This is a genomic window from Pseudarthrobacter sp. L19 (assembly GCF_050859435.1).
Classification (GTDB): Bacteria; Actinomycetota; Actinomycetes; order Actinomycetales; family Micrococcaceae; genus Arthrobacter.
Genome location: NZ_CP193935.1, coordinates 3,267,208 through 3,283,313 on the forward strand (window position 1 = coordinate 3,267,208; position 16,106 = coordinate 3,283,313).

Here is a 16,106-nt window from a genome sequence, read left to right on the forward strand (position 1 = left end):
GGCCATCCCGCGCACCAGCCGTCACCGGCCGCGGGGACGGGCCCGGCACCCCTGTCTCAATGAGGAGTTACACGTGAGCCAAGACAGCCCCAGCGGAGCCCGCAACAGCGGCACCCCCCGCTCCGCCCACCGCGCCGTGCGCGACGTCGTCTTCGTCGATGGCGTGCGCACCCCGTTCGGCCGCGCCGGCGAGAAAGGCATCTACGCCGGGACCCGCGCCGATGACCTGGTGGTCAAGTGCATCCGCGAGCTGATGCGCCGCAACCCCTCCCTCCCGGCCGAACGGATCGACGAGGTCGCCATCGCCGCGACCACGCAGACCGGTGACCAGGGCCTGACGATCGGCCGCACCGCCGCCCTGCTCGCAGGACTGCCCCGCACCGTTCCCGGCTTCGCCATCGACCGCATGTGCGCCGGCGCCATGACCGCGGTGACCACCACGGCCAGCGGCATCGGCTTCGGCGCCTACGACGTCGTCATCGCCGGCGGCGTCGAGCACATGGGCAACCACCCGATGGGCGCCGGCGCGGACCCGAACCCGCGGTTCATGTCCGAGCGGATCGTGGACCCCGCCGCCCTGAACATGGGCAACACGGCCGAAAACCTGCACGACCGGTTCCCCGCCATCACCAAGGAGCGCACCGACGCCTACGCCGTCGCCTCCCAGGACAAGCTCGCCGCCGCCTACGCCAAGGAGCAGATCCAGCCGGACCTGGTCCCCGTGGCCACCATGAAGCCGGGCCAGGGCTGGACCGTGAACTCCGTGGACGAACCGCCCCGCCCCGGCACCACGGTCGAGGACCTCGCCGGACTGCGCACCCCGTTCCGCGCGCACGGCCGGGTCACCGCCGGCAACGCCGCAGGCCTCAACGACGGCGCCACCGCCGCACTGCTGGCCTCCTCCGACGCCGCCGAGGAACTGGGCCTGCCGGTCAAGATGCGCCTGGTCAGCTACGCCTTCGCCGGCGTCGAACCCGAGGTCATGGGCATCGGCCCGGTCCCGGCGACCGAAAAGGCACTGAAGAACGCCGGCCTCGGCATCGAGGACATCGGCCTGTTCGAGATCAACGAGGCCTTCGCCGTGCAGGTGCTCAGCTTCCTGGATCACTTCGGGATCTCCGACGACGACCCCCGGGTTAACCGCTACGGCGGCGCGATCGCCGTCGGCCACCCGCTGGCATCCTCGGGCGTGCGCCTGATGAACCAGCTGGGCCGCCAGTTCGAAGAGGACCACAGCGTCCGCTACGGCATGACCACCATGTGCATCGGCCTCGGCATGGGCGCCACCGTCATCTGGGAGAACCCGCACCACGCCGACTACGGCACCGAGACCACCACCACGGGCGACACCGCCACCGAGACGGGAGCAGCAGCATGAGCGCCGCCGATTTCCAGAAACTTGCCACCCTGTTCCCGAACGAGACGGTCACCCACTCGTACGTCCAGGACATCGCGCTTCCGGCCGTGAACGGCACCAGCCCAGGCACCTTCGCGCTGGTCACCCTGGACAACGGACTGGACCACTCCAAGCCCACCACCCTGGGCCCGAACACCCTGGTGGAACTGGGCGCCGTCCTCGAGGGCCTGCGCGAGCGGGCCGCCCGCGGCGAGATCGTCGGCGTCGGCGTCACCGGCAAGCCGTACTTCCTGGTCGCCGGCGCGGACCTGTCCACGGTCAAGTCGGTCAGCGGCCGCGAGCAGGGCCTCTGGATGGCCCAGTTGGGCCACGACGTCTACTCCACCCTGGCGAACCTGGGCGTGCCGAGCTTCGCGTTCATCAACGGCCTGGCCCTGGGCGGCGGGCTTGAGATCGCGCTGCAGTCCACCTACCGCACGGTCTCCACCGGCGCGGGCGCCCTGGCGCTGCCGGAGGCGTTCATCGGTCTGGTTCCGGGCTGGGGCGGCGTGTACATCCTGCCGCGGCTGATCGGGCCGGAGAACGCCGTCAAGGTGATGATCGAGAACCCACTGAGCAACAACCGCACCCTGACCGGCCCGCAGACCTTCGACCTCGGCGTCGCGGACGCGATCTTCGAGCCGGCCGACTTCGTGGAGCAGTCCGTGGCCTGGGCCGCGAAGGTGATCGCCGGCGTCGAAACCCCGGCACGCGCCTCCGCCGTCGACCCCGCCGATCCCGCCGTCGCCGAACGCTGGGCAGGCGCCGTCGCCGCGGGACGGGCGTTCGTGGAGGCCAAGACCTCCAACGCCTCCCCCGCCCCGGCCAAGGTCCTGGACGTCCTCGAGGCAAACCGCACCATGACCCAGGCCGAGTCGGCCGAGCTGGAGTGCCAGACCCTCGCCGACCTGATGCAGACCGACGAGTTCCGCTCCACCGTGTACGCCTTCCTGGACCTGGTGCAGCGCCGGGCCAAGCGGCCCGCCAGGGCCCCGGACCGCAAGCTCGCGCGGCCGGTGACCAAGGTCGGCGTCGTCGGCGCGGGCCTGATGGCCGGCCAGCTGGCGCTGCTGTTCGCCCGCCAGCTCAAGGTCCCCGTAGTGATGACGGACATCGACCAGGCCCGCGTGGACAAGGGCGTCACCTACGTCCACGGCGAGGTGGACAAGCTGCTGGCGAAGAAGCGGATCAGCCCCGACGCCGCGAACCGCACCAAGGCACTGGTCAGCGGTTCCGTGTCCAAGGAAGCCTTCGCCGACGCCGACTTCGTGATCGAGGCCGTCTTCGAGGAACTCAACGTAAAGAAGCAGGTGTTCAAGGAGGTCGAGGCGATCGTCTCGCCCGAGTGCATCCTGGCCACCAACACCTCCTCGCTCTCGGTCACCGCCATGGCGGAGGATCTGGAGCACCCGGAACGCCTGGTGGGCTTCCACTTCTTCAACCCGGTGGCCGTGATGCCGCTGCTGGAGATCGTCCGGGCGCCGAAGACGGACGACGCCGTGCTGGCGACCGCGTTCGTCCTCGCCAAGGGCCTCAAGAAGTCCGCCGTTCTGGTCAAGGACGCCGCGGCGTTCGTGGTCAACCGGATCCTGCTGCGGCTGATGGGCGAGGTCACGGCCGCGTTCGACGAGGGCACCCCGGCGGACGTGGCGGACAACGCCCTGCGCCCGATGGGCCTGCCGATGACGCCGTTCGTCCTCGGCGCCATGGTGGGACTGCCGGTCGCGCAGCACGTCCAGGAATCCCTGCACGAGGCCTTCGGCGACCGCTTCCCGGTCTCGAAGAACCTGCAGGCCCTGATCGACAACGGCGTGACCTCCGTCTGGGACCCCGCCTCGGTGAAGTCCGGCTCCCCCCGGATCCCCGAGGAAACCCTGGCGCTGATGAGCTTCGGCGACTCGCCCTCGACCGGCGAGGAGGTGCTGCACCGGGTGCAGGACGCACTGGCCGAGGAGATCGGCCTGATGCTCTCCGAGGGCGTCGTGGCCGGGCCGGAGGACATCGACCTCTGCATGATCCTGGGTGCCGGCTGGCCAATGTTCCTGGGCGGCATCACCCCCTACCTGGACCGGGTGGGTGCCTCGGAGCGGGTCAACGGGAAGAAGTTCCTGCCCGCGGGCGTGGCCTCGGAGCCGGCCGCGTAGGCTGCCGGCCTCCCATTGTGGTTCGCCGGGTTATTCCGGCAACAAGGCGCCGCCGTTCCCTATCCTCACGGACGGGAGCGGCGGCGCTTTGCCGTGTTGGCTCTTCTGCTTCGCTTTCTAGTTTCTCTGGCGGCGCGGCAAGGGTCCGGCCTACTTGCTTCCGCTCTGGGCCGGCGCCGACGCCTGTCCGCCCGCGCCGGTCCCGCTGCCGCCGGCGGTTCCGGTGGTTCCGCCGGTTCCCGTCTGGCCGCCGCGGCGGCCCTGACCCGGCGTCGTGCTCCCGGTCCCTGCCCCGTTCTGGGAGCCGGCATTGCCGCCGTTCTGGAAGGTTCCGAAATTGGTCCGCTGGGAGCGGTTGCCGGCGTCGATCTGCTTTTGCACCGCGGAGCCCGCGAACATACCGCCGGCCACCAGGGCGACGCAGACGAGGATCTTGGTGGACCGGCCCATCACGTAGCGGCTGCGCGGGACGAACGGTTCGTCCGCGGCGTCCGGCAGTTCCGGGGCCGCCGCCGGCAGCGCCTCGGTGTGAAACGCCTCATTAGCCGTCCCGGCGGGCAGCGCCTTCGTGGCCGGGTGTGGGCCTCCCCAGGACCCGGTATCCGCGGTCACCGGCAGCGCCTCGGTACCGGCCGTTTCGGGGCCCGTACTCCCTAGGGCGGCCCCGCCGTCGTTCTCCCCCACGGTCCCCCGGCGGCGGCGCGGGCCGTCGGCCCCGGCAAATACGTTCTTCATGGCTGTCCTATTCATAGCGGAGGGCGTCGATGGGCCGCAGCTTCGCGGCCTTGTTGGCGGGATAGACCCCGAAGACCAGGCCGATCACGGCGGAGACGGCCAGCGAGAGCCACACCGTCCACGGCTGGACCTCGGGTTGCACGCCGAGCACCGGGAAGGCGCTGCCGGCGAAGCCGATCACGATCCCGGCGACCCCGCCGATCACGGAGATGATCAGCGATTCGATCAGGAACTGGGCGACGATGCTGCCGCGGGAGGCGCCGATGGCCTTGCGGATGCCGATCTCCCGGGTGCGTTCGGTGACGGTGACCAGCATGATGTTCATGACCCCGATGCCGCCCACCAGCAGGCTGATCGCCGCCACGGCACCCAGCAGGATGGTCAGGGTCTGGGTGGTGTTGGTGGCCGTGGTGAGGATCTGTGCCTGGTTCCGGATCTGGTAGTCGCGGTTGGTGGCGTCCACCCCGTGCCGGGCGTCCAGGATCATCTGCAGCTCGTTCTGCGCCTGGTTCATCACGTCCGCGGACGCCGCCTGGGCGGTGATCGAGGCGAGCGTCGGGGCGTAGCCGGTGAACTTGCTCTGCGCCGTCGAGAGCGGAACCACCACGATGTCGTCCGGGTCGTTCAGGCCGGAGGAGCCCTTGGCGGTGAGCACCCCGGACACGGTGAAGTTCTGGCCGTTGAGCTGGATGGTCTGGCCGACGGCGGAGGCGGTGGCAATCCCGAAGAGGTCCGAGGCCACCGTGGCGCCGATGACCGCCACCGGGGCGGCGCCCTGCTGGTCCGCGTCGGTAAAGAGGCTGCCGGCGGCCACCGTGCTGTTGCTGATGGTGAAGTAGGGCGCCGTGGTGCCGAGGAAGCTCGCCACCGAGTGGGTGGCGTTGTTGTACGTCCCGGTCACCCCCTGGGCCTGCACGATCGGCGCGGTCCGGGCGACGTCGGGCGCCAGCACCGGGTCCGTCAGCGCCTTCTCGTCGTCCAGGGTGAGGTTGGTGCTCCGGGTCCGGGTGCCGCTGACCGCGGTGCCGGCCCCGGCCCGCCCGCCCACCGATGTCGATCGGCTGACGGTCAGCACGTTGGTGCCGAGCTTGCCGATCTGCGCCTTGATGGCGTTGCTGGTGCCGGCGCCGACGGCGAGCAGCACGATGACCGCCGCGATGCCGATGAGGATGCCCAGCGTGGTCAGCACCGAACGAAGCTTGTTGGCCGCGACGCCGGCCAGGGCGAAGCGCGCGGATTCCAGGAGGCTCACTGCGCCGCCGCCAGGGCAGGGATGCGGAGCGGACGCTGCCGGACGTCGGAGATGATCCGGCCGTCCTGCATCCGGACCACGCGGCCGGCACGCTCCGCCACGTCCATCTCGTGCGTGATCATGACGATCGTCCGGCCGGCCGCGTGCAGCCGTTCGAACAGGTCGAGGATCTCGTCGGAGGACCGGGAGTCGAGGGCGCCGGTGGGTTCGTCGGCGAGGAGCAGCACGGGGTTGGTGACCAGTGCCCGGGCGATCGCCACGCGCTGCTGCTGGCCGCCGGAAAGCTGAGAGGGCTTGTGGTCGGCGCGGCTGGCGAGGCCGACGGCGTCGAGCATCGCCAGCGCCCGGGTGTGCCGTTCCCGCCGGCCGACGCCCGCGTAGGCCAGCGGCATGGCCACGTTCTCCACGGCCTTGGTGCGGGAGATGAGGTTGAAGTTCTGGAACACGAAGCCGATCTTGCGGTTGCGGATCTGCGCCTGCTGGAACTCGTCGAGGTCCGCGGTGCGGATACCGTCGAGGAAGTAGCCGCCCGAGGTGGGCGCGTCCAGGCAGCCGATGATGTTCATCATGGTGGACTTGCCGGACCCGGAGGCACCGATGATGGCCACGAAATCCCCACGTTCAATCCCGATGCTGACGTCGTCCAGGGCCCGGACCTCGGCCTCTCCCCTGCCATAGACCTTGCTGACGTTGGTCAGCTCGATGACCGCCGCCATGGCCTACTGGCCCCCGTTCCGGCTGCCGCCGCCGCGGGTGCCGCCGCCGAACCCGGCTCCGCCGAAGCCGCCCTGCTGGGTGGTTCCGGTGCCGCTGTCCAGCGTGTTGGAGATGGCGGGCAGCTCGATCTGGTCGCCCTCGGAGAGCCCGGTCAGGATCTGGGTCCTGCCGTTGGCGGTGATTCCGGTGGTGACCTTGGTGGGAGTGGTGGTGCCGTTCCGGATCACGTTGACGGTCTGCCGGTCGCCGCTGGTGGTCACCGCTAGGCTCGGGACCAAGAGGGCGTTGTCCGCGACGGCGGTGGTGACGGTGATGTTGGCGCTCTGGCCCAGGCGAAGGCCGGCGGGCGGGTTGGCGATGGACACGGTCACGGGGTAGGTGACGACGCCGTTGGTGGTGCTGGAGGTCTGCGCGATGGAGACCACCTTGCCGGTCACCGGTGCAGCGGTGGCCGGCTGGGCGTCGCCCTGCGCGTTCAGGGCCGGGAAGACGAACTGGGCAGTCTGCTCCGGCTTCATGGCGGCGATGTCCGACTCGGAGAACCCGGCCACCACCTGGAGGTGCGTGGTGTCGCTGATGGTGACCAGGCCCGCGGAGGAACTGCCGCTGGCCCCGGTGGTGCTGCTGCCGGCGGAGGCGGCGGACCCGCCGGACGCCCCGCCGCTGGTTCCGCCGCTTCCGGTGGACCCCGCCGCCGCAGAGCCTGAGCCGCCGGAGGACCCGGCCAGGGCGCCCACCGTCGCGTTGACGGCGGTGACCGTGCCGGCGGCCGGAGCGTTGACGTTGCAGGAGGCCAGGTTGGCCTGCGCGGTCTCCACCGCCACCTGGGCACTCGTAATGTTGGTGCCGCCGGCGGAGGCCGCGGAGTTCTGGGCGTTACCCAGCGCGGTGGAGGCGGTGGCGAGCTGCTGCTTGTCCTTGAGCTGGGTGGAGGAGGACTGGTTTTGCGCGTTGTTGAGCGCCTGCTGGTCCTTGGCGAGCTGGTTCTGGGCCGCGACGACGGGGTCCGTCCAGTTGGCCGGCTTGGGATTGGGCACCGGCTGTGTCTGGGCCGCGGTGACGGCGGCGTTGTCCGCGTCCACGGCCTTCTGCGCCGCCGCCACGGCCGCCGCCTGCTGGGCGGCGTCCAGGTTGGCGGACTGCTGGGCGTTGACGAGGCTCTGGTTCGCCGAGGACACCTGCCCGGCGGCACTGACCTCCTGCTGGTTAGCCTGCGCGGTGACGGAGGCGAGCTGGGCCTCGGCGGTCTTGAGCGCGTTCTGGGCGTTGGTGGGATCGATGGTCAACAGCTGCTGGCCCGCGGCTACCTGCTGGCCGGCTGCGGCGCTGACGGAGATGATGGCGCCCGTGCAGTTCTGGGCGTTGACCACGGTGGTGGTGGCGGAGGTGACGTTGCCTGAGGCGGTGGCCACCGAGGAGATGCCGGCCTTGGTCACCGCAACCGTCCGCACCGAGGCGGCCGGGGTGGTGGACCCTGCGGCCGTGACGGAGAGGTAGGTGCCCGCTCCGAGCGCGAGAATCAGGGCGCCCAGGGCAGAGTTGATGACAAGGGTTTTTGAGGTCATGGCTGGACGGTATAGGCCGTGGCTGGGGGAATACCGGGAAAAGGGTTGGAGATCGCCAGCGATCAGGGCCCGGGCCGCCGCCACGTCTCCCGGAGCCTGCCGCCGTCGAGTTCCAGGACCCGGTGTGCGGCCGCCCGTGCGTAGGCGGCGTCGTGCGTGACCAGCAGGACGCCCGCGCCGCGTTGGGCCGCGTCCGTGACGGCGGCGTGCAGCCGATCCAGGCCGTGCCGGTCGAGGCCGACGGTGGGTTCGTCGAGCGCCAGCAGGGCCGGGCGGCGGGCCAGCACGGTGGCCAGGGCCAGGAGCCGCTGCCGGGAGGAGGGCAGCTCGGCGGGGTGCGCGGCGGCGGAGCCGGCCAGGCCGACGGCGGTGAGGGCTTCCAGGGCGCGCGCCGTGGGGTCCCCGTCCGGGCCGGCGAGCCGGCGCAGGCCGAAGCCGACCTCGCGCAGCACGGTCCGTTCGAACAGCTGGTCCCGGGGCTGCTGGAAGAGCAGGCCCACCGAGTCCGCCACCCGGCCGGCGGGGACTCCGGCGATGGGGGCGCCGAGGACCCGGACCTCGCCGTGCCGCGGCTGCAGGAGCCCGTTGGCCAGGCGCAGCAGGGTGGACTTTCCGGCGCCGTTGGGGCCGGTCGCGGCGACGATCTCGCCGGGCCGGACCGCGAGGTCCAGCCCGCGCAGCAGCGGGGGATGTCGGCGTCGTCAGCCCGCTCGCGCCGGAGCCGGGCGGGCCGGAGCCGGGACAGCAGGCGCCCCGAACGCGCGGGTCCGGTGCCGGCGGGTGCGTAGCCGAAGCCGACGTCGCGCAGCTCCAGGACGGGGGCGGCGGCAGGGTCGACGGGCGCCGGGTGCCGGACTCCCCGGCGGCGTCGCCCGCCAGGACCCCGGCGTCCCGGAGCACCTGCTCTGGGATGTCGCAGGGTTTCCCGGCGGTCACGGCCGTTCCGTCCCCCAGGACCAGCCAGTGGGTGGCTCTGCGGGCGAGCCCGTCGGCGGCCTGGCCGAGGACGACGACGGCGGTGCCGGCGCCCCGAAGGTCGCCCACCAGGCGGGCGATGCCCTGCGCCCCGGCGGGGTCCAGCGAGGCGAGTGGTTCGTCCAGGATCAGCACCTCGGGCTCGCCGATCACGGCGCAGGCGACGGCGAGGCGTCGGAGTTCGCCGCCGGAAAGCCGTTCCGGATTCCGTTCCAGCAGGCCGCCGAGCCCGGTCCGTTCGGCCGTGAGGGCCACCCGCCGGAGCATCTCCGGGCGGGGCACGCCCCGGTTCTCCAGCCCGAAGGCGAGTTCCTCGGCCACGGTGTGGCGGACGGTGGAGAGCATGGTCGCGGCGTCCTGCGGCACGTAGCCCACCCGGCCCGACCAGGCGGCGGGGTCGATCCGGGGGTCGCCGTCGCCGCCGGTGAAACCGAACCGTTCCCCGCCGAGGGCCAGGCTGCCGCGGAGGCTGCCCGCGGTGCCGGCGCGGAGCCAGCCGGCCAGGATCTTGCCGAGGGTGGTCTTGCCGCTGCCGGAGCCGCCGAGGACGGCGGTGAGGGTGCCCGGCCGGAGGGTGAGGTCGACGCCGTGCAGCGCCGGGGCGTCGTCGCCGTGGTAGGAGAAGCCGCTGATCGCGGCGGCGAGGAGGCTCACTCTCCCGCCCCCAGCCAGCCGGTGCCGAGCCAGCCGCCAGCCGACCAGCCGCCGGCAAGCCGGAGCGCGACGGCGGCCGCCGCGATCAGCAGGGCGCAGGCGCGAAACACCCGCTGCCCCGCCGGGTCCTCGAGTTCGCGGTAGCTGGTCCGCGGGCCGGGGTTGCCAAAGCCGCGAGCGTCCAGTGCCTGGGCACGGACGCCGGCGTCGTCGACGAGGGCCAGGGCCAGCGGGACCGCCTGCAGCCGGGCGGCGACGAGCCGGGAGAGGAAGCCGCCGGAGACCACCAGGCCGCGGGCTTCCTGGGCCTGCCGGATGCGTTCCAGCCGGGCGGCCATCCCGGGCGCCAGGGTCAGGGCGGAGGCGAGCACGAAGCTGAATTGCGGCGGGATCCGCCGGGCGGCGAGGGCGGCCAGCAGGTCGGGCACGCTGACGGTGAAGGAGAACAGCAGCAGCACCAGCACCGAGGCGGTGGTGCGGGTGGCCAGCTCCAGGGCGAAGCTCAGTCCTTCGGTGGTGACCCGGGCCGGGCCCCACTGGGCCAGGACGGTGCGCCCCTCGGGGAAGAAGAGACCGTGCAGCACCAGCAGGGAGAGCAGGAGCGGGGCGAGGATCACCGCCGCGGAGCCGAGCACCCGTCCGGCCACGCCGGCCCGCGCGGCCAGCAGCGCCGCGCCGGCGGCGACCGCCAGGGACAGCGGCCAGCTGCCGGCCGCCGTCGTCACGACGGCGGTGCAGGCCGCCGCCGTGAGCGCGGTGAGCGGGTGCAGCCGCACCCTAGGCGTCGGGCGTGGCCGGGGCCTTGCCGGCCAGGACCCGGAAGCGGCGGACGAAGGGGAACTGGAAGGTGGTGCGGCGCGGCAGGGCGTAGGCCAGGAGGGCGGCGATGGTGAAGACGATCGCCTTGTCCATCGGGTCGGAGATCAGAGCCTGCTTGGTGATGGCGGCCAGCAGGGTGTCGCCCATGACCCGGAAGGCGCTGACGAGGGCGCCGGTGCCCAGGCCTGCGGTGCCGCCGTAGACGAAAGCCGCGATGGGCGCGGAGACGACGCCGGCCAGGATGCCGGTGACGAACCCGGCCACGGGGGCGAGGTAGAAGCGGCGGAACAGCCCGGCGCGGGCGCCCATGCCGGCGAGGAAGCCGATCAGCGCGGCGCCGGCGGCGAACGGCAGGACGGTGGGGTTGAAGAAGGACCAGATGATGCTGCCCAGGACGCCGGTGGCGGCGCCCGCGGCCGGTCCGGCGAGGACCGCGACCAGGACGGTACCGACGGCGTCAATGTAGAACGGCAGCCCGGTGGTGCCGATCAGCTGGCCGAGGACGACGTTGAGCACGATCGCGACCGGCATCAGCACCAGGGTGGAGGTGGGCAGGGTCGGCAGGACGGCCACGAGCAGCAGCACGGCGCCGAGCAGGAAGCCGCCCAGGGCCACGAGGGCGGAGGCGCTGGTGGGGCCGTCGGCCAGTTCCACGGGCTGGGTCAGGACCAGGTAGACGTAGGTGGCGGCGATGGCCACGGCGCTGGCGATCTCCAGGAGCAGGCGACGGCGGCCGCGGGGTTCACCGGCGCGGGGTCCGGTCGCGGGGAGAGTCAGGGGCTGCTGTGACATGGGGATCCTTCGGCTGGGGTCGGCAAAGTCCGCCTGATGTCACCTCGGCGCAGCTACCATCTTAGCCTTTGCGGACCCTGGTGACCGGCCCGGGGTTCGGGCTGGGATCCGGCCCAGGGTTCGGGTTAGGGTCCGGGCCCAGGGTGCGGGCCAGCGCCCCGACCGAGTCGACCAGTTCGGCGAAGCAGGCATCGGGGTCGTTGCCGGAGACAATCCGGGCGTTCGGCGGCAGCCCCAGAGGCCGCGGAAGTCCGCCACCGTGGTTCCCATCAGAAGCGGCGACTCCGTCTCGACGTCGACCGTCGCCAGCCGGGTGATGAACGGGGTCCGCCCGGCGGCGGCACAGGCGGCGAACGCGTCGTGAACGTGCGCCACGTAGCCCTGGTCGTAGAGCCGGTGGAATTCCATGTAGAACCGGAGCGCGTCGGAGAGGCAGGCCACCAGCGGGTTCGCGGCGGTGCTGCGCAGGCCCTCGGGCTGCTCCGGCAGCACCAGTTCCGGCTCCGGCAGCCCGGCGGCCTCCCCCAGCCGGCGCAGATGCTCGGGCCGCATCTCGATCCGTTCCGTGGTTTCCAGTGCGCAGACAATGGGCAGCTTGTCCTCGGGCAGGCCACGGTAGGCCGCGTAGACCTCCTTGGCCGCGTGCGGGTCCACGTGGGTGTTCCACTCCGCCGTCGGCGTCGTGTTGCCCTGGTAGTAAAAGCTGCCGCCCATGATCACCAGGGACTTCAGCAGCCGCGGCAGCTCCGGTTCCCGGCGCAGGGCCAGGGCGAAGTTGGTCAACGGACCGGTGATCAGGCCGGTGAGCTCGCCGGGATGCGCGCGGGCCTCCTCGATCCAGAGGTCGACGGCGTGCCGGTCCGAGATGGGCTTGGCCGGGGCGGGGAGCTCGGCGTAGCCGATCCCCTGCGGCCCGTGGGTTTCCTCGGTGGTGACCAGCGGGACCTGCAGCGGGACCTCGGCGCCGGTGGCCACCTCGATCCCGCTGCGGCCGCAGAGTTCCAGCAACGAGAGGGTGTTCAGCGCCACCTGCCGGGCACCCACGTTCCCGGCGGTGCAGGTGATGGCGTGCACCTCCACCTCGGGGCGGGACAGCAGGTAGACGATGGCGAGGGCGTCGTCGATCCCGGTGTCGACGTCCATCAGGATGCGGGGACCGGCGGCCGGGGCGCCGGGGACTGCCTCGCTCAGAACAGGGCAACCTTGGGCGTGCGCGGGAAGATCTCGTCCAGCTCGGCCCGTTCGGCGGCGTCCGGGACCCAGGCGACGGCCGCGGCGTTCTGCCGGACCTGTTCGGGGCGGGTGGCGCCGGCGATGACGCTGCTGACCGAGGGCTGGGCGGCGAGCCAGGAGAACGCGACCTGGATCTCGGTGAGGTCCCGTTCCGCGGCGAAGGCGGAGAACCGGCCCAGCTGGTCCCAATCGGCGTCGTTGACCAGGTTGGTGCGGGTGTGGCTCAGGCGCGAGCCCTCGGGGGCCTGGCCCTTGGCGTACTTGCCGGTGAGCAGGCCGTTGGCCAGCGGGAAGTAGGGCAGGACGCCCAGGCCGTAGGCCTCCGCGGCCGGGGTGACTTCCTGTTCGGCACGGCGGTCCAGCAGGTTGTAGTGGTTCTGGCTGGAGATGAAGCGGGCGCCGCCGCGGGCGCGGGCCACGTATTCGGCCTCGGCGATCTGCCAGCCGGCGCGGTTGGAGTGGCCGATGTAGCGGACCTTGCCGCTGGTCACGAGCTCGTTGAGCGCGTCGAGGGTTTCCACGATGGGGGTCTGCGGGTCCGGGGTGTGGAACTGGTAGAGGTCGATCCAATCGGTGCCGAGCCGGCGCAGGGAGGCCTCCACGGCGCGGATGATGTACCGGCGGGAGCCGCGGGCGCCGAAGTCGTTGCCGTTGGCGCCGTTCATGTCGAGGCCGAACTTGGTGCCGATGACGGCGTCGTCGCGGCGGCCGGCGAGGGCCTTGCCCAGCATGGTTTCGCTGAGGCCCGGTTCGCGGCCGTAGACGTCGGCGACGTCGAAGAAAGTGATGCCGGCGTCGAGCGCGGCGTGGACGACGGCGTCGGTTCCCTCCTGCGTCTCGGTGGCGGTACCGGCCCGGCCCAGGTTGTTGCAGCCGAGGCCCACGGCGGAGACGGTCAGTCCGGAATTTCCTACGCGTCGGTAATCAGTCATGGAATTCAGCCTATAACGCCCTACCCCGCGGGGAGCTCCAGCCCGTGCTCGTCCATGGCGTCCTGCAGCTGGGCCAGGGTGCGCGGGCAGATGCCCGGCATGCCGGCGAGCTGGCGGCGGCCCAGCGGGACCAGGTGTTCCAGCGTCTCCACCCCGGCGTGCGCCAGTGAGCGGCGGGCCGGGGCGGCCAGTCCTGCGGGGAGGGGTGCTGCCGGGTCGTGGGGATTTGCGCGTCATTGCGTGTCCTTCCAGTCGCTGCCCCCAATTCCAGGTGAGCCGGGTCCGGCTCCTTGCAGGTGCCGTCGGCTACAGCGAGAAGCTGGAGGCCGGCTTTGCGGAGTGTTTCAGTTTATAGTCCGTGGAGCCATAAGGCGCCGCCCCGATGCTGAGTTTGGTGAAGTCCAGGGCCTCGCCGCGGATGCAGACCTTGATCGCGTTGACCGTTTTGGCCACGTCCGGGGTCAGGCAGAAGATGTTCAGCTTGGCGTCCGAGAACTCGGACCGGTCCACCACGCCCAGGCCACGCCAGGCCAGGTGGCTGATCAGCGCGTCCTTGGCCTTCTCCTCGAGGTAGCGGTCCCGGCTGGTGCCCTCCTTGGTCTTGAGGGCGTACTGGGCCACCACCCACGACTGTTCCTCCTCGGGGACCTCGGCGTAGCCGTCCTCGGCGCACTGGGCGGCGAAGGCCTCCATGAGGGATTCGCCGGCGTCCGGATCGGCGACCTCGGTCTCCTCGGTCTTGCTCTGGTGTCCCACGACGCCGTGGTTCATGACGAACTCGGAGTAGTCCTCGTCGATCCAGGCCTCGCGGAAGTGCAGGACCCCTTCCTCGTCGCGCTTGTAGACGCGGATGATGCCGCTCATGCTGTGTTCCTTTGGTGGTTCGGTCAGAGGATCGGCAGGCTGCCGGTGCTGGGGTGTTCCTGGCCGGGCAGCGGGCGCGCGAACGGCACCTTCGTGCCGAGGACCTGGGCGACGACGTCGTGCGTGATCTGCTGGGCGGTCAGGCCGACGCGTTCCAGCACCTGGCTGCGGGTCCCGTGGTCCAGGAATTCGACCGGCAGGCCCACCTCGTTCAGGGCAGTGTCGACTCCGGCGGCGCGCATCTCCTGGCGGATCCGGGAGCCGACGCCGCCGGCCCGGACGCCGTCCTCGATGCAGATGACCAGGCGGTGGTGGGAGGCGAGGGCGATCACCGAGGCGGGTACGGGCAGCACCCAGCGCGGGTCGATGACGGTGGAGCTGATGCCCTGCGCCCCGAGCCGGCCGGCGACGTCGAGGGCCAGCTCGGACATGGCGCCGACGCTGACGATCAGCACGTCGTTGTCGGTGGAGCCGGCGGGCCGGCGGGCGAGCACGTCGACGCCGTCGGCCAGGCGTTCGAGCGCCTCGACCTCGGCGCCGACGCTGCCCTTCGAGTAGCGGAGCACGGTGGGCGCGTCCTCGATGGCGACGGCTTCCCGGAGTTCTTCCTTCAGCCGGGTGGCGTCGCGCGGTGCGGCCAGGTGCAGGCCGGGGACGATCTGCACCATCGCCATGTCCCACATGCCGTGGTGGCTGGCGCCGTCGGGGCCGGTGACGCCGGCGCGGTCCAGGACCACGGTGACGCCGGCCTTGTGCAGGGCCACGTCCATCAGCAGCTGGTCGAAGGCACGGTTGAGGAAGGTGGCGTAGACGGCCACCACGGGGTGCAGGCCGCCGAACGCCATGCCCGCGGCGGAGGTGAGGGCGTGCTGTTCGGCGATGCCGACGTCGAACACTCGGTCCGGGTGCCTGGCGGCGAACTTGTGCAGGCCGACGGGGATCAGCATGGCGCCGGTGATCCCGACGATGTCCTTGCGCTCGTCCGCGATGTCGGCGATCTCATCGGCGAAGACGGAGGTCCAGGACTTGGCGCCGCCGGCCTCGGTGGGTTCGCCGGTTTCCGGGTCGATGATGCCGACGGCGTGGAACTGGTCCGCCTCGTGGGCGCGGGCCGGGGCGTATCCGTGGCCTTTCTCGGTCATGGCGTGCACGATCACGGGCCCGGCGTAGTTCTTGGCCGTGGAGAGGGCGTTTTCCATCGCCTGGAGGTTGTGGCCGTCCACGGGGCCGATGTACTTCATGCCGAGGTCCTCGAACATGCCCTGCGGGGCCCACCAGTCCTTGATGCCCTTCTTCATGGCATGCAGGCTCTTATAGGTGAACTGGCCCACGGGGCCGCCGCTCTGCAGCCGCTTCTTCCACCAGTCCAGCGCGCCCTCGTAGGCGGGGGCGGCGCGGAGCGAGTCGATGGTGGGGCGCAGCGAGGCGAGGTAGTCGGCGACGCCGCCGACGGTCGGGGCGTAGGAGCGGCCGTTGTCGTTGACGACGATCACGACGCGGCGTTTCTTGTCCGCGGCGATGTTGTTCAGTGCCTCCCAGGCCATGCCGCCGGTGAGGGCGCCGTCGCCGACGACGGCGATCACGTACCGGTCGCCGTCGCCGGTGAGCCGGCGGGCGCGGGAGATGCCGTCCGCCCAGGACAGCGAGGAGGAGGCGTGGGAGCTTTCGACGATGTCGTGCTCGGACTCGCCCCGGTCCGGGTAGCCGGAGAGGCCGCCCTGCTGGCGGAGGGTGCTGAAGTCCTGGCGTCCGGTGAGGAGCTTGTGCACATAGGACTGATGGCCGGTGTCGAAGACGATGCTGTCGCGCGGCGAGTCGAAGATGCGGTGCACGGCGATGGTGAGTTCGACGACGCCGAGGTTCGGCCCGAGGTGGCCGCCCGTCTGGGACACATTGCCGATCAGAAATTCCCTGACCTCGGCGGCCAGCTGGTCCAGCTGCGCCTGGGACAACGTGTTCAGGTCCTGCGGACTCCGGATGCTCTCCAAGATTCCCAACGGCCCTCCTTGCGGGTAGTAGACATGCCTT

The 16,106-nt window shown here is 71.5% G+C and carries 12 protein-coding genes and 3 pseudogenes; 2 read left to right on the plus strand and 13 right to left on the minus strand.

The features are described from left to right. Positions 1-73: 73 nt before the first annotated feature. Both ACRQ5B_RS15685 and ACRQ5B_RS15690 read left to right on the plus strand, forming a co-directional pair. Positions 74-1,378, plus strand: a complete 1,305-nt coding sequence (locus ACRQ5B_RS15685; protein WP_432395448.1) for a thiolase family protein — start codon at positions 74-76, stop codon at positions 1,376-1,378. After that, positions 1,375-3,540 (plus strand): 3-hydroxyacyl-CoA dehydrogenase NAD-binding domain-containing protein, encoded by a 2,166-nt coding sequence (locus tag ACRQ5B_RS15690; protein ID WP_432395451.1) that lies wholly within the window; start codon positions 1,375-1,377, stop codon positions 3,538-3,540. The genes ACRQ5B_RS15685 and ACRQ5B_RS15690 overlap by 4 nt, the downstream gene beginning before the upstream one ends. Before the next feature lie 150 nt (positions 3,541-3,690). Here the strand turns inward: ACRQ5B_RS15690 and ACRQ5B_RS15695 are convergent, their stop codons facing one another. The 13 genes and pseudogenes from ACRQ5B_RS15695 to dxs all read right to left on the minus strand — a co-directional run bounded on the left by ACRQ5B_RS15695 (position 3,691) and on the right by dxs (position 16,075). Then, complete coding sequence (locus tag ACRQ5B_RS15695) at positions 3,691-4,275, minus strand: hypothetical protein (RefSeq protein ID WP_432395454.1); 585 nt, start codon at positions 4,273-4,275, stop codon at positions 3,691-3,693. A 7-nt stretch (positions 4,276-4,282) separates the two neighbouring features. Next, a complete protein-coding gene (locus tag ACRQ5B_RS15700; RefSeq protein ID WP_432395456.1) occupies positions 4,283-5,527 on the minus strand; it encodes an ABC transporter permease in 1,245 nt (414 codons plus the stop codon). Continuing rightward, positions 5,524-6,243, minus strand: coding sequence for an ABC transporter ATP-binding protein (locus ACRQ5B_RS15705; protein ID WP_432395459.1), 720 nt, complete (start codon positions 6,241-6,243; stop codon positions 5,524-5,526). The genes ACRQ5B_RS15700 and ACRQ5B_RS15705 overlap by 4 nt, the downstream gene beginning before the upstream one ends. 3 nt (positions 6,244-6,246) lie before the next feature. Further along, complete coding sequence (locus ACRQ5B_RS15710; RefSeq protein WP_432398787.1) at positions 6,247-7,809, minus strand: HlyD family efflux transporter periplasmic adaptor subunit; 1,563 nt, start codon at positions 7,807-7,809, stop codon at positions 6,247-6,249. 62 nt (positions 7,810-7,871) lie between these two features. Beyond that, positions 7,872-8,474 (minus strand): annotated as a pseudogene (locus tag ACRQ5B_RS15715) (energy-coupling factor ABC transporter ATP-binding protein); the annotation flags it as partial. 478 nt (positions 8,475-8,952) lie between these two features. Next, positions 8,953-9,438 (minus strand): annotated as a pseudogene (locus ACRQ5B_RS15720) (ABC transporter ATP-binding protein); the annotation flags it as partial. Next, a complete protein-coding gene (locus tag ACRQ5B_RS15725) occupies positions 9,435-10,214 on the minus strand; it encodes an energy-coupling factor transporter transmembrane component T (protein WP_432395462.1) in 780 nt (259 codons plus the stop codon). The pseudogene ACRQ5B_RS15720 and the gene ACRQ5B_RS15725, both read right to left, overlap by 4 nt. Position 10,215: 1 nt before the next feature. Continuing rightward, on the minus strand, positions 10,216-11,049 hold the full coding sequence (locus tag ACRQ5B_RS15730) for an ECF transporter S component (RefSeq protein WP_432395464.1): 834 nt from the start codon (positions 11,047-11,049) through the stop codon (positions 10,216-10,218). Positions 11,050-11,110: 61 nt separating this feature from the next. Then, positions 11,111-12,192, minus strand: a pseudogene (locus ACRQ5B_RS15735) (nucleoside hydrolase). 44 nt (positions 12,193-12,236) lie between these two features. After that, positions 12,237-13,214, minus strand: coding sequence for an aldo/keto reductase (locus tag ACRQ5B_RS15740; RefSeq protein ID WP_432395467.1), 978 nt, complete (start codon positions 13,212-13,214; stop codon positions 12,237-12,239). 20 nt (positions 13,215-13,234) lie between these two features. After that, on the minus strand, positions 13,235-13,366 hold the full coding sequence (locus ACRQ5B_RS15745; RefSeq protein ID WP_432395470.1) for a hypothetical protein: 132 nt from the start codon (positions 13,364-13,366) through the stop codon (positions 13,235-13,237). A 154-nt stretch (positions 13,367-13,520) separates the two neighbouring features. After that, positions 13,521-14,078, minus strand: a complete 558-nt coding sequence (locus ACRQ5B_RS15750; RefSeq protein ID WP_432395473.1) for a hypothetical protein — start codon at positions 14,076-14,078, stop codon at positions 13,521-13,523. A 23-nt stretch (positions 14,079-14,101) separates the two neighbouring features. Next, positions 14,102-16,075 (minus strand): 1-deoxy-D-xylulose-5-phosphate synthase, encoded by a 1,974-nt coding sequence (gene dxs / locus ACRQ5B_RS15755; RefSeq protein WP_432395476.1) that lies wholly within the window; start codon positions 16,073-16,075, stop codon positions 14,102-14,104. Between the last annotated feature and the right edge of the window lie 31 nt (positions 16,076-16,106).